Source organism: Natronincola peptidivorans (genome assembly GCF_900111615.1).
Classification (GTDB): Bacteria; Bacillota; Clostridia; order Peptostreptococcales; family Natronincolaceae; genus Natronincola_A; species Natronincola_A peptidivorans.
Genome location: NZ_FOHU01000013.1, coordinates 75,063 through 89,878 on the forward strand (window position 1 = coordinate 75,063; position 14,816 = coordinate 89,878).

Consider the following 14,816-nt stretch of genomic DNA (forward strand, 5'->3'; position numbering starts at 1 on the left):
GTAAGCAACACCTTTTTTGCAAGTGGCATCATAAACTGATGACTTGAGAATATTTAATCTAATTAAACATTGTTATTTCATAAAAGAAACTGATGTGATAATTACATAAAATATACAGTAAATGAGGGAAAAAATGTGGATGCAAATAAAGTATTGGGTCATAAAAAGAATATATACCGTAGGGCCAATATATTAAAATTTCTTGGATTCAGCTTCATTGGAATTTGTATATACTTTATTCCATTTACCCTTATGGGAAATAGAACAATCCTACTAGACCATCTAGTTTCAGCTATTACAGTGTCAGTCCCAAGATTTGGTCCGGGGATTACTTTTGCAATGGTGATAATAGGAGGTTTTTTGCCCTTCTACGAAAAAACATGGAACAAAGACAGCACCTCCATTATTTTGTCAGGATTAAAGCTTTTAGGCGTTGTACTTGCAATAATGGCATTCTTCAATTTTGGACCTCAATGGTTAATGAAAGAAGATATGTTACCTCTATTATTAGAAAAAATTATTATCCCGGTAGCACTAATTATTCCATTAGGGTCCTTATTCATAACTTTTATCACCGGCTATGGATTGCTTGGTTTCTTGGGGGTTTTACTAAAACCGGTAATGGGTCCAGTGTGGAAGGTACCCGGCATTGCTGCAGTTAATATAGTAACTTCCTTCGTTGGAAGTTTCTCGGTAGGGATTTTTATGACCAATAAGCTTTTAAAAGAAGGTAAATACACAATGAGGGAAGCTGCCATCATTACTACTGGTTTTTCTACAGTTTCAGCTGCATTTATGGTTATCGTAGCAAAAAATTTAGAGTTAATGGCGATATGGAATACATTTTTTTGGACTACCTTGATAATCACCTTTTTAGTAACAGCAATAACTGTAAGGCTCAAACCCTTAAATAAGATTGAGAATATATATATAACTGCAAAAGAGAAAACTGAAGAGGAACTCCAAGAACCACTTTTGAGTAAAGCGATAATTGAAGCATTAAGAGAAGCTGATAATGCTAAATCTATTTGGGAGAACATGATTATCAATTTTAGAGATGGCATAGGTATGAGCTTAAGGTTTTTACCCATTGGCTTGTCCGTTGGATTGATTTCTTTTTATGCTGTAAAAATGACATTTCTTTATGATATTTTAGCCTATGCCTATTATCCCATTGCTTTGCTATTGAGTATCCCAGAACCATGGCTGGTAGCTAAGGCTAGTGCAATAGCAGGGGCAGAAGTATTAATGCCGTCTCTTGTGATGGCCGATGTTGGGGCACCAATAGCAGCAAGGTTCGCTACTGGCGTTGTTTCAATTTCCTCCATACTTTTTTTCTCAGGATCGATTCCTTGTATCTTGGCTACAGAAATAGACTTAAAAATAAAGGACATATTACTTATATTAATAGAAAGAACCGCTTTAACTCTACTGCTTGTGGCTCCCGTCTTAAAGATTTTATTTTAAAAAATTAATCATAAATAAGAAATAGGGATTTTTCAAAAATATATATTTTTGAAAAATCCCTATTTAATTGTATTTTAAAATAATATATCAAAAATAATGATTTAAAAGATGTTATGGTTATAGAGCTTTTATTAATCTTTTTACATAGCCTAGAGTAGCCTCAGGAAGATCATATTGGCCTTCATGTAAGCACCAGTCATAAACAAGACCTCTTACAGCGATAAAAAGGAAGTTAACAGTCTCTTCTGATGTCATATCACTAGAGATTTCACCATTCTTTTGGCCCTCTTCAATAATAGCTTGCAGAACACCCTGCATATGTCTTCCCTTGGTTGCAAAAAGGTTATTCTTGACGGTATATAATTGTTTAACAAAATCAATGCCTCTTTCAACATTATAATCAGCATAATAACGAAAGAATTCAATGATTTTGTCCTGAGTATTTCCCTCCTTGATATTAACAGCAACTACCTTTAAAAAGTATTCATCTGCCAGCTTGAAAATCTTATCTAATATTTCATGCTTTGATTTAAAAGAATTGTAAAAAGAGCCTATTGATACACCTGCAGTGCTACAGATCTCTTCTACTGTAATATTTTGAAAACCTTTCTTTTCAATCAACTCAACAGCAACCTTATATATTTTTTCCTGAGTATTTAGAGCCTGAATTTGTCTTTTAGTTAACTTTTCCTTCATAAAAAGCTTCTCCTGTCCCAACTTGATTATTAAGAAAAGTATAACAAATATACTACATAAAGTAAATCCTTAAAAGAAATGAAGTGAATGGATTGTATAAGAAAATAAAAATATAAAATATATTGACATATAATTAACATTTATATATAATGAATGTATTCAGTGAATGCATTCTATAAAGCATTATAGCATCACTAATGATCCTTTAGCTATGAAGTGCCGGCCAGTAGCTGAAGCATGATATTACTTAAAAAAGCTTCAAAGAAAGTAAGCAAAAAAAGATTACCATCAAATAACACATAAGGGAAAAGAAAGGATGAAGAGAATGCTTAAATCAAAAAGATTTGTTTCTGTTTTACTATGTATCATTCTAGCTATATCCATCATCGGTTGTCAGTCAAAACCTACTGACACTACAGAATCAGCCCTCTTTCAACCTGGTACTTATACAGCATCAGCACCTGGACATAATGGAGATATAACTGTTGAAGTAACCGTTGATGAATACGAAATAAAAGAAGTAAAGGTTTTGAAACATAATGAAAGTCCTGGCATAACTGACGCTGCCATAGAGAGAATTCCTAAGGCAATTGTAGATGACCAAACTCTTGCTGTGGATATCGTAACAGGGGCAACTATCACTTGTGATGCTATTATTGCTGCAGTAACAGAAGCCCTTAAGCAAGCTGATGCAGATATTGCAGCATTAAGTGTAAAAAAGGAAAGGGAAGATGCAATTGGTGAAGCTGTTGAATACACAACAGATGTTGTTGTAATCGGCGGTGGAGGTGCAGGACTAGCTGCAGCAGTATCTGCTCACCAAAATGGTGCGAAGGTTATTGTACTTGAAAAAATGCCAAGGCTTGGTGGAAACACAATTCTTTCTGGAGGAGCATTTAATGCAGCAGGTTCCCCGAGACAGGTTGCTCAAGGCATTGAAGATTCTGTCGAGTTACATTATACTCAAACCTTTGAGGGTGGAGATGAGCAGGGCACTCCTGAATTAGTTAGAATTCTTGTTGAAAACGCATACCCTGCTGTTGAATGGCTTGAAAGCTTAGGAATGAAATTTAATGACGAAGTATTTACTGTTTTGGGTGGATTGTGGCCAAGAGCCCATAGACCATCAACACCATTAGGAACTGGTTTTATTGACACCTATCAAGAATACATTAATGCAACTGATGATATCGAGGTGCTTCTTGATACTGAGGCTTTAGAGCTTATTGTAGCAGATGGTAAAATAGCAGGTGTTATGGCTAAGGGATTAAAAGGTGATGTAATTGTTCATGCCAACAATGGTGTGGTTTTAGCTACAGGTGGTTTTGCTGTTAACAATGAGTTGCTAGAAGCATATAATCAAAGCTGGCCTTCTTTAGCTGGTATTAAAAGTACTAATCATCCAGGGGCAACAGGAGATGGTCTAGTAATGGCTGAAGCTGTTGGAGCAAACCTCATTGGATTAGGAGATATTCAATTGCTTCCACTGGGAGATCCTAATACAGGAAGTTTAGCTGGAAACATTGAAAAGGGTGTTGAAAATAGAATTTTTGTAAATAAATCTGGTGATCGCTTTGTTGATGAAGGTGCTCGTAGAGATGTTATGACGCTGGCACTAATGGAGCAGCAGGATTCTTTCCTATGGGTAATCATTGATAGCTCCGACTACCCAACCGGAGATGAAAAAAATAACTTCAATGAATCTATGAATGAGCTTGTTGAACAAGGACGAGCATTTAAAGGTGATACTCTTGAAGAATTAGCAGCAGCCATCGATGTACCTGCTGAAAACTTAGTAAAGGCAGTAGAGGAGTTTAATAAGGCTGCAGAGACAGGAGGACCAGACGCTTTCGGGAGAACATTATTTGAGAGAAAGATAGAGCAAGGTCCATTCTATGCAGGAGCACGTATGCCTACCGTTCACCATACAATGGGTGGTGTTGAAATCAACACTTACGCACAGGTATTAGATGGAAATGGTGCTGTAATTTCAGGTCTATATGCTGCTGGAGAGGTTACAGGTGGAATTCATGGAAGCAACCGTTTAGGTGGAAACGCGCTAGCTGATATAGCAGTATTCGGTAGAATTGCTGGAGAAAGTGCGGCGGCAAAAAAATAATAATGTACAATTCTTAGTTTAGATAATATATCTCCCCCTTTTTTAGATATATATTAAAGTAAAATCAAGTAGGTGGAAAAACTGTCATGGATAGTTTTCTTCCTACTTGATTTTTTATGAGCATTGTTTCTAGCATAAAACTTTAACTTTCATAAAATCTTTTTTGGTTCAATTTATCAACCAAGGAAAATAGATGCCTTTTCAGACAACAGGGCATGTATTTGATTTATTCCACCAAATATTAACATTAGTAGTTCTTGGTTCACTTTAAAATTGGCATAATTTGCATATTATATATTTGCATGGGTATTATACAAATAGCATAGATTTAATTAGAAAAAATTTCATGCGAGGGGATAGATAATATGAAATTATTAGGAAGTGTTATGGAGCAAGTGTTAAAAAGGGATCCAAATGAGCCTGAGTTTCATCAAGCTATAAAAGAAGTGTTAGAATCACTTGAACCAGTTGCTGAAAAAAATCCTCACTGGATTAAAGCAGGGATATTTAATCGAATGGTTGAACCTGAAAGACAAATTATTTTTAGTGTACCTTGGGCTGATGATAATGGTGTTATCCAAACAAATCGAGGCTTTAGGGTACAATTCAATAGTGCAATTGGTCCTTACAAAGGTGGATTAAGATTTCATCCATCGGTATATCTTGGAATTATAAAATTCTTAGGCTTTGAACAAGTGTTCAAAAATGCATTGACTGGATTACCTCTGGGTGGAGGTAAAGGTGGAAGTGATTTTGACCCAAAAGGAAAATCTGATGGAGAAATCATGAGATTTTGTCAAAGCTTTATGATAGAGCTGCATAGACATATTGGAGAAAACACAGATGTTCCAGCAGGGGATATTGGAGTGGGTGGACGAGAGATTGGTTATATGTATGGTATGTATAGAAGGATTCGAAATAGTTTTACAGGCACATTAACAGGTAAAGGAATAGCTTGGGGTGGAAGTCTAGTAAGAAGAGAGGCTACTGGCTATGGTCTTTGTTATTTTATGGAGGAAGCTATGAAATCTATTGCAGAGAAATCCTTTCAAGGTGCTACAGTTGTAATCTCTGGATCAGGTAATGTCGCCAGTTATGCTGCTAAAAAAGCCCAACAATTGGGTGCTAAAGTTGTAGCACTAAGTGATTCCAGTGGTTATGTATATGATCCTGAAGGTATAAAACTGGAAACTGTAAAACGAATTAAGGAAATAGAAAGAAAAAGAATCAGCGAGTATGTTAAATACCATCCAAAAGCTAAGTTTACTGAAGGATATTCAAATATTTGGTCGGTAAAATGTGATATAGCACTACCATGTGCTACTCAAAATGAGCTTGATGAGGAAGCCGCAAAGACCCTTATAGCTAATGGTTGCTTTGCAGTTGGTGAGGGAGCCAATATGCCAGTAACCCCTGAAGCAGTAAAAATATTTATTAAAAATGGAATTATATTTGGACCTGCAAAAGCTGCAAACGCAGGTGGTGTAGCTACTTCTGGACTTGAAATGGCCCAAAACAGCTTAAGGTATTCATGGACATTTGAAGAGGTGGATACTAAGCTCAAAAGTATAATGGTGGATATTTACAAAAACACAAGCAGTGCTGCAAAAGAATATGGACATGAAAATAACCTAGCGATGGGTGCTAATATTGCAGGTTTTTTAAAAATAGCTGATGCGATGTATGCACAAGGAACTTAAAATGTAAAATGAAGGAAAGGTTCATTCTAAAATGGTTTAATCAGATAAAGTGAATATACTTATAGAATATTGTATTTAAACACTTTATTTTTGACAGCTATCACTTCATGGTAGCTGTTTTTTAGTTACTGAAAGGCGCAGAGAACAAGAAACTACGTATAATACAATAAAAAAAGCATATAATATACGTTTTACAACAAATATTAATTCAAATTTTTCAATTAATGTGCTACAATTATATTAAGGATATTTTCTTATAGTAGGTTTACAGTCACTAAGGAGGTATAAAATGGTTAAAAGAGTCTGTGTTGAGAAGAAGCCTGGATTTAATGTTGAGGCAGTAAGTTTAAAAAATGATTTGGTGAACACCTTACACTTAGCAGCACTGAAAGGTGTAAGAATTATCAATGTTTATGATCTTGAAGATGTAAATATAAAGAGACTTGAAGATATAAAAACCTTGGTTTTATCTGAACCCAATGTAGACATTGTAACGGAGGATTATGGTCTTATTAGCGAGGATGAAGAGGCCTTTAGAATCCAATTATTACCTGGTCAATATGATCAAAGGGCAGATTCTGCTAGACAATGTATAGAAATCATTACCTTAGAGGATGCGCCAACCATTGTATCTTCTAAAATCATTGTTTTGAAGGGTGCTCTTGGTTCTAGAGATGTGGAAACTGTTAAGCAATATCTTATCAATCCTGTAGAATCAAAAGAGGTTTCCTTGGCTGTACCAGAGACTTTACAGATGGATTTTGGGACTCCTGATACTATTGAGACAATTGAAGGATTTATTGACTTAGATGATGACGGGATAGCTTCATACAAAGAAAAAATGGGCTTTGCCATGACACACGGAGACTTAGTTTTTATCAGAGACTACTTTAAAAAAGAGGAAAGGCGAAATCCAACCATTACAGAGCTAAAGGTAATTGACACCTACTGGTCGGATCATTGTCGTCATACTACCTTTTTAACAACAGTGGAAGAGGTAAATATTGAGGATAAACCTATGAACGAACCGGTAAAAAAAGCGTACCAAGATTACTTAGTCGATAGAAGTTTTGTTTATGAGGGAAAAGAGAGACAAGACTGCTTAATGGATATTGCAACCATTAATATGAAGAGCATGAGAAAAAAAGGTATTCTTGAAGATTTGGATGTATCTGAAGAGATTAATGCCTGCAGCATAGAAATACCAGTGGATATTGATGGTGAAACTAAGCCTTGGTTACTAATGTTTAAAAATGAAACCCATAATCATCCCACAGAAATAGAGCCTTTTGGCGGCGCTGCCACCTGCTTAGGTGGAGCCATAAGGGATCCTTTATCAGGGAGAAGTTATGTTTATCATAGTATGAGGGTGACAGGAGCAGCGGATCCTACTGTACCATTAACAGAAACCTTAGAGGGTAAGCTGCCGCAAAAGGTGATTACACAGCAGGCTGCTGCAGGATTTAGTTCCTATGGCAATCAAATTGGACTGGCTACAGGATTGGTTTCAGAGGTTTATGATCCAGATTTTGTTGCTAAACGTATGGAGGTAGGAGCCGTTGTAGGGGCTGCACCAAAAGAAAACGTAGTAAGAGAGCGTCCAGCTCCGGGAGACATTGTGCTATTAGTAGGAGGCAGAACAGGTAGAGATGGTATAGGTGGAGCCACTGGATCTTCAAAAGAGCATGATGAAGAAAGCTTAACCAACTGTGGGGCTGAGGTGCAAAAAGGTAATCCACCGGTAGAAAGAAAAATCCAGCGACTTTTTAGAATCCCAGCATTATCTAAAATGATTAAAAGATGTAATGACTTCGGAGCGGGTGGGGTTTCTGTAGCTATTGGAGAATTGGCGGATAGCTTAGAGATTAATTTGGATGCTGTTAAAAAGAAGTATGAAGGCTTAGATGGAACAGAGATTGCCATATCAGAATCACAGGAAAGAATGGCAGTAGTAATAGCTTCAAAAGACTATGATAGCTTTAAAAAATATTGTTTTGCTGAAAATTTAGAGGTAACCCATGTAGCAAATATTACTGATGATGGCAGACTTATAATGAAATGGCAAGGACAAGAAATTCTAAATATATCTAGAGCTTTTTTAGATACAAATGGTGTACAAGGTAAAACAAAAGTGCACATCAAAGCTCCTGAGAAGCAAAACTTTTTCCAGCAAAATAAATCAATAGATAATCTAAAGAAACAATGGCATAATACCTTAAATGATTTAAATATTTGTTCTCAAAAAGGCTTAGTGGAAAGATTTGATAACACCATTGGCAGCGGAACAGTACTTATGCCTTTTGGAGGTAATTATTACAATACTCCTATCCAGGCTATGGTGGCTAAAATACCTGTTGATAAAGGAGAAACCAATACAGGCTCTATGATGAGCTATGGCTATGATCCTCAACTGTCAAAGTGGTCTCCTTTTCATGGAGCTTTGTATGCTGTGGTGGATTCTATGGCAAAGCTTTTAGCAACAGGAGGAAACTACAAAAAAGCTAGATTATCTCTGCAAGAATATTTTGAGAAACTTGGTGATGTACCTGAGAAATGGGGCAAACCCTATAGTGCATTATTAGGAGCCAGCTATGCACAGACTCAATTTAATGTAGCCGCTATTGGTGGCAAGGATTCAATGTCAGGAACATTTAAGGATATCCATGTACCCCCAACATTGATTTCCTTTGCTGTTACGCCAGTGGATGTACGACAGGTGATTTCTCCTGAATTGAAAAAGACAGATTCTACCTTGGTACATTTTTATGCAAAAAGAGATACTAAAGAGATCGTTGATTTTGAACATCTGTTAGAAGGCTATAATCATATCTACAGCTACGTAGAAAAGGGAAAAATATTATCAGGATATGCCATAGGCAAAGGCGGCATATGTGCTGCTATTAGTAAGATGGCTTTTGGAAATGCTATTGGAGTAAGGTTAACAGAGAAGCAAAAATATGATATTTTTGAAGAGGCTTATGGCAGTTTGATTCTTGAAGTAACAGAAGAGGTTGCTCAGGAATTTGTAAAACATGAGGGTTTTAGTATACTTGGATATACTAAAGAGGAGATTTCCTTTGAAGTAGGAGATGAAGTGATATCGATGGATGAAGCTCTTGTCTCTTGGGAATCAAGATTAGCACCTATCTTTCCAACGATTCATCAAGATCAAGGTAAGGCAAAAGAAATTGCATTTTATAGGCGTGAAGGAAAGCGGCCCACTATTAATGTAGCAAAACCTCGTGTCCTTATACCAGTTTTTCCTGGAACAAACTGTGAAGTAGACACTCATATGGCTTTTGAAAAAGCCGGAGCAATTGTTGAAACCATAGTATTCAAGAATTTAACAAAAAATGATGTAGTAGCATCCCTTGAAGAAATGAATACAAAAATTAAACAAGCTCAAATTATTGCTTTGCCAGGTGGCTTTAGTGCAGGAGATGAACCAGAAGGCTCCGGCAAATTCATTGCTTCTGTACTGAGAAATCCTAAAATAACGGAAGCCTTGATGAAGCTATTAAATCAAAGAGACGGTTTAATGCTAGGCATCTGTAATGGATTCCAAGCATTGATTAAATTAGGTTTATTGCCATATGGAGAAATACGAGATTTACAAGAAGATTCACCTACCTTGACCTTTAATAAAATAAACCGACATGTATCGCGAATGGCCAAAGTTAAGGTGGTATCTGTTAAGTCACCTTGGCTTACAATGGAAGAAGTAGGAAATATATATGAAACAGCATTTTCCCATGGAGAAGGACGTTTTTATGGAAGTGATGCTGTGATTCAGCAGCTGATTACTAAGGGGCAAATTGCTACTCAATATGTAGATGATAATGGATTACCAACCTATGATGGTAGGTATAATATTAATGGTTCTATAGAAGCCATTGAAGGAATCACTTCCCCAGACGGCAGGATTTTTGGCAAAATGGGACATGTAGAACGGGTAGGTAAAAATGTACACAAAAATATATATGGCAAAAAAGATTTTAAGATTTTTGAAGCTGGGGTTAATTATTTCAAATAAAGTATTTCTTTAGCCCCAACTAAAAATTTATGAATAGAAGCTGCATTTATGTGGCTTCTTTTACGTTAATAATGTTACAGGATATTTAAAAATAAATTTTTATCTAAAAGATGTTCATTCGTAATTTGCTTTATAGTTTTTCTTTCAGCATTCTTTGAGTGTCTTAAGGCCTTAACACAATTTTAAATGAATAATGCAGTCATAAAATGAATAAATATAATAGGTAGGATATAATCATTATTTATAATTGGAGGCAAATATGCTAATAGGAGTAATTTCTGACACACATCTCCCCAATAAAGCTAAAGCAATCCCTTTACAAGTTTTACGCAACTTTGAAAAGGTGGATTTGATAGTGCATGCAGGAGACATATGCGAAAAATTTGTACTGGATGAATTAATGAGCCTTGCCCCAGTGAAAGCAGTATCAGGGAATGTTGATGGAGAAGAGATAAAAAAGATGCTTCCTTCAAAACAAATCATACAGCTAGATGGATTTAAGCTGGGCATGATCCATGGCGATGGAGGGAAAAGAGGAGATACCCCGCAAAGAGCGAAGGATGCCTTTAAGGATGAAAAGGTAGATTGTATTATCTTTGGTCACAGCCATCAAGCTTTTTGTAAATTGATGGGAAACGTATTACTATTCAATCCAGGTTCTCCTACAGACAGAAGAAGAAGCAAGTATTTTTCTTATGGATTCCTTAAGATTGAAGAATTTATAGAAACTAAAATTATATATTTCTAGCTGTAAAAAATCAAACTAAAATAGAAACATAATACTGTTGTTTCTTAATATGAAATACAAAACAGCAGTTGTCAATTTAGTAGAAGTTTTTGAAGGGTTTCAATATCTATGTGTAGAATATCTGTATATGAAAAAATCAATTATAATAATTTTAACAGATGAATATATTTAGGAGGGTAGATTTTATGGCTATTAGAATCTTGACAGATAGTACAAGCTATATAGATGAGTCTTTAAGGAACACTTTAGATATAAACATAGTTCCCTTAAGTGTTGAATTCCCAGAACATACCTTTAAGGAAACTGATATTGACAATGAAAGCTTCTATAAGATGATGAAAGAGAAGGGAATACCCAAATCTTCGCAACCTTCCGTGGGGGATCTATATAACGAGATGGAAAAGATTGTTCAGCAGGGAGATGATTTGATCTGTATATTTTTGTCTTCAAAGATGAGTGGTACTTATGCAACAGCAAACATGGCTAAGGATATGATTATAAACAATTATCCTGGTGCTAATCTTGAGATCATTGATTCTCAGTCAAACTGTATGCAATTGGGGTTCGCTGCTATTGCAGCTGCGAAAGCAGCTAAAGAAGATAAAGCTTTAAGTAAAGTAAAAAAGACTGCTTTAGAAATGATGAAAAAAAGCAGGTTCCTATTTGTTCCACATAATCTAGAATATTTAGAAAAAGGGGGAAGAATAGGGAAAGCAAATGCTATAATAGGTAACCTATTAAAAATAATACCGATTCTAACGGTAGAAGATGGAATCACAACGATATTTACGAAGGTTAGAACTAAGAAGAAAGCTGTAGCAACTATAATAGAGCAAGTGTTGAATGATATCAAAACCTTTGGATCAGGTGAGATTATCGTGCATCATATTAATTGTATAGATGAAGCAAAAAAAGTAGTGAGTCAATTAAAAGAAAAGGTAAACGTAGAAATCAGAATACAAGAGATAGGACCAGTAATTGGATTACATGTGGGGCCTGGTGCGCTAGGAATAGCTTATTACACCAAAGAGGAGATTAGGTAAAGTAATTAAATAGTAATGCTATTCAATGTACAAAACACTAAATATCCACCACCTGATAAACAGATATTGTTTATTAGTTGGTGGATTAAATTTTTGCAATCTTTACTAAGACAAAACTATATATTCGTTACATCAAAAAAATTAGTTTTATTATTAATAGCACTTAGTACTATCTTCTTCATATATTGTACTACAAAAACTATAGGGTATAAAGGTAGGTAAAAAGATACGGCAGATGGTGTTTATGCTTCTGTAGTGAATCAAAAGACACTATCACAAGTTCAATTAGAAGCTTTAACACTACAAATCAAGCAAATTTAACCAGTAGCAGTAACAAATCTCCATTACAAGTAAATGCTATTTTTGTATTAGTTACTCCTTATCATCTTGAAAAATTTAATCTTGAAGGTGCTGATATAAATATAAGTGTAAATGATCAAGGAAATGTTCTCATTAATGATGAGGAGTATACTACTATTGAAGTACAACCGGGAATTAAAATATTCGGTATTTCAAAAAGGAAGTAGGTGTTGACATATATGAAGTGTAAAGAATGTAATGAAGTAGAAATAATAAAAATAGAACAACTGCAGCATGTTAAATTTCAATGCAAACAAGGGCATATATGGTTTGAAGAATATGTTGATCAAGGAGGAAGTGAAACAAGGCCTGCCTCCTATAAAATGGAGATTCAGGATATTTTATTTCCTAGCGAGAAGCAATTATACAAAGAAATATTATATGAAATCGATAAAAATGAAAAGTTTTTTACTTCCTCTAGCCCTAAAGAAATAATGAATTATCTGATAGAAAAATGTAACCATAGCAAAACTGATATTTATAAATTGTTTAAAAAAATAAATGATTTTGATAAAACCAAAAGCAAATAATAAAGGAAAAACAAGATGGTATATAATAATTCATTATAAGTTGAAGAGTATTAAAAGGCACCCCATTAATGGAGATATATTATTCAACAAAAGGTCTTCTTAGCAATATTAAAAGAAGGCTTTTTTTATGAGCTAAATATAATCCATGAGGAATTATACAACTCAATTAGAATGAACTTAAAATTATACAATATATTTTCAAAATCAAAAAAAGTAATTCAAATGAAGTATAAGATGAGTGTAGTTCATAATGTTGGTCAATCTAAAAGCAACAATATTTTCAAAAGATACTTCATATTAATTGAAATTTAAGTATAAAAATGATATTATTCATATAATCAATAGAAGCTTACTAACGAAATTCTTTAATATCTTCATTAATAATGAGTTATGGGGGATTGTTATGGACAAAGGGCATGAAAAGAAAAGAATAGGCAATAGTATTTTCCCTATTAAGGAATCAGAGCTTAGTGAATTATTGATTATTAATACCATAATGAACAATTCACAAGACACCATTTACTTTAAAGATAGAAATTCTACCTTTGTTTTAAGCAGTAAGGCCCATGCCTTAGGTTTTGGTATTGATAGTCCTCTAGAGCTTATAGGGAAAAATGATTATGATTATTTTCCAAAAGATTTTGCTGATAATGCCTATAGGGATGAACAACAAATTATAGATACAGGTGAACCAATTATAAATAGAGTGGAAAAGTGGATTAAACCAGATGGAAATATTGTGTGGCTTTTGGCTTCAAAATATCCTCTTTATAACTCTCAAGGAGAGATTATTGGTACTTGGGGTACCTCTAGAGACATTACATCTTTAAAAAATGCACAGGAAGAATTGGTTCAGCTTAACACACAGTTGGAAGAAGCCAATAGACAGCTCAGAATTTTATCTGCAATAGATAGTCTTTCTGGACTATATAATCATAGACATTTTTTTGAAGAATTGGAAAAAGCATTTACTCTTTATAAAAGGCAAAAAGAGAAGGGAAAAGACATTACTTTTTCTGTTATTTTATTGGATATTGATGATTTTAAGACTATTAATGATACTTATGGTCATTTAATGGGGGACTTAGCCATTAGACATATAGGTGAAATCTTGACAAGAAATACCCGATCAACAGATAGTTGTTTTAGATATGGTGGAGACGAATTTGCCATATTATTGCCTGATACAAGTATCCAAGAAGCAAGCCTAGTTGCAGAAAAAATACGTACTGTGATAGAAAAGACATCTATTTCCTCTAAGCAAAGTGAATTATATATTACAATCAGCTTAGGTGTGACGTCTTTTTATGAAGCTAAAAATGTTAATTGTTTATTTCAAAATGCTGATAAGAAGCTTTATTCCTCAAAGCATCAAGGGAAAAACAAGGTGACTTTTTAAATCATAATATTACAATCATAGAACAAGAATATAAAAGGCAAGCATGAAGCCTGTTGAAACGCTTTATTCTGTAATCTCTATAGCATAATGCATAAATGAATAAGATAAAGTGCTGTCCTCAATATAAAGATGAGTACAGCGTTTTTTTTGCTTCATATCATGGAGGATTTATCAATTAACTAGTACAAGCTATATTATTTACTTAAAAATTAATTTTGCATCTCCCACGTGGTACAATAGTATTATTAACAATGATGTTGCTACTGAAAAAGAATGAAAAAGCTAAAAAGATAACACAGTAAATAATTGATTTTTACAAAAAACAGGATGCTTCTTAGGTTACTTCACATGGGTAAGTACAAAAATTTGTTATCTACAAAGAGATAGTGTAAAGTAGGTTATGAAAACTAAGAAACAAAATTTTACAACATGATTTGTGGGGGGAGTACCTTCTTAAAAGAAGAAAACATCAAAAAAATAGATTGATGATACCACAAATAATGCTCTGGAACCCACAGCATTGATGGTGAAACGATGAAGTTTAGCAAAAGTGCAAAGGCACATTTAAGGGGAAGGTTGGTTTTGTTGTGAGAGGATGGTTTGTTGCCCTAAGTAGATCAGTAGCTGCCATTTGCCCGGCATATTATCGGCATTTGTCAGCATATCGACTTCGTTTAAAGGACGCTTCCACTCATGAAGCTTGTGAGGACGAAGAAAGTTA

Annotated in this window: 9 protein-coding genes; 8 read left to right on the top strand and 1 reads right to left on the bottom strand. The window is 34.6% G+C overall.

Features of this window, described 5'->3' with window-relative positions; translation table 11 throughout:
• Positions 1-135 precede the first annotated feature (135 nt).
• Positions 136-1,467: a YjiH family protein gene (locus BMX10_RS13110; protein WP_244272719.1), complete on the top strand. Its 1,332-nt coding sequence runs from the start codon at positions 136-138 to the stop codon at positions 1,465-1,467.
• Positions 1,468-1,584: 117 nt separating this feature from the next.
• Here the strand turns inward: BMX10_RS13110 and BMX10_RS13115 are convergent, their stop codons facing one another.
• Complete coding sequence (locus BMX10_RS13115) at positions 1,585-2,163, bottom strand: TetR/AcrR family transcriptional regulator (RefSeq protein WP_090445051.1); 579 nt, start codon at positions 2,161-2,163, stop codon at positions 1,585-1,587.
• A 325-nt stretch (positions 2,164-2,488) separates the two neighbouring features.
• Between BMX10_RS13115 and BMX10_RS13120 the strand changes: the two genes are divergently transcribed.
• From BMX10_RS13120 to BMX10_RS13150, 7 genes are all read left to right on the top strand, one after another.
• Entirely contained in the window at positions 2,489-4,282 is a 1,794-nt protein-coding gene (locus BMX10_RS13120; RefSeq protein WP_330387921.1) for a flavocytochrome c, read from the top strand.
• 365 nt (positions 4,283-4,647) lie between these two features.
• Positions 4,648-5,982 carry an NADP-specific glutamate dehydrogenase gene (gdhA, locus tag BMX10_RS13125; protein ID WP_090445057.1) on the top strand — a complete coding sequence of 445 codons (1,335 nt, stop codon included), beginning with the start codon at positions 4,648-4,650 and terminating at the stop codon, positions 5,980-5,982.
• 289 nt (positions 5,983-6,271) lie between these two features.
• The gene (locus BMX10_RS13130) at positions 6,272-10,015 is read left to right on the top strand and encodes a phosphoribosylformylglycinamidine synthase (protein ID WP_090445060.1); all 3,744 of its coding nucleotides are present in this window, start codon (positions 6,272-6,274) and stop codon (positions 10,013-10,015) included.
• A 259-nt stretch (positions 10,016-10,274) separates the two neighbouring features.
• Entirely contained in the window at positions 10,275-10,763 is a 489-nt protein-coding gene (locus tag BMX10_RS13135; protein WP_090445063.1) for a metallophosphoesterase family protein, read from the top strand.
• Positions 10,764-10,948: 185 nt separating this feature from the next.
• Positions 10,949-11,806: a DegV family protein gene (locus tag BMX10_RS13140; RefSeq protein ID WP_090445066.1), complete on the top strand. Its 858-nt coding sequence runs from the start codon at positions 10,949-10,951 to the stop codon at positions 11,804-11,806.
• A 539-nt stretch (positions 11,807-12,345) separates the two neighbouring features.
• Positions 12,346-12,696, top strand: a complete 351-nt coding sequence (locus tag BMX10_RS13145) for a hypothetical protein (protein ID WP_090445069.1) — start codon at positions 12,346-12,348, stop codon at positions 12,694-12,696.
• A 403-nt stretch (positions 12,697-13,099) separates the two neighbouring features.
• Positions 13,100-14,095, top strand: coding sequence for a sensor domain-containing diguanylate cyclase (locus tag BMX10_RS13150; RefSeq protein WP_090445072.1), 996 nt, complete (start codon positions 13,100-13,102; stop codon positions 14,093-14,095).
• Positions 14,096-14,816 lie beyond the last annotated feature (721 nt).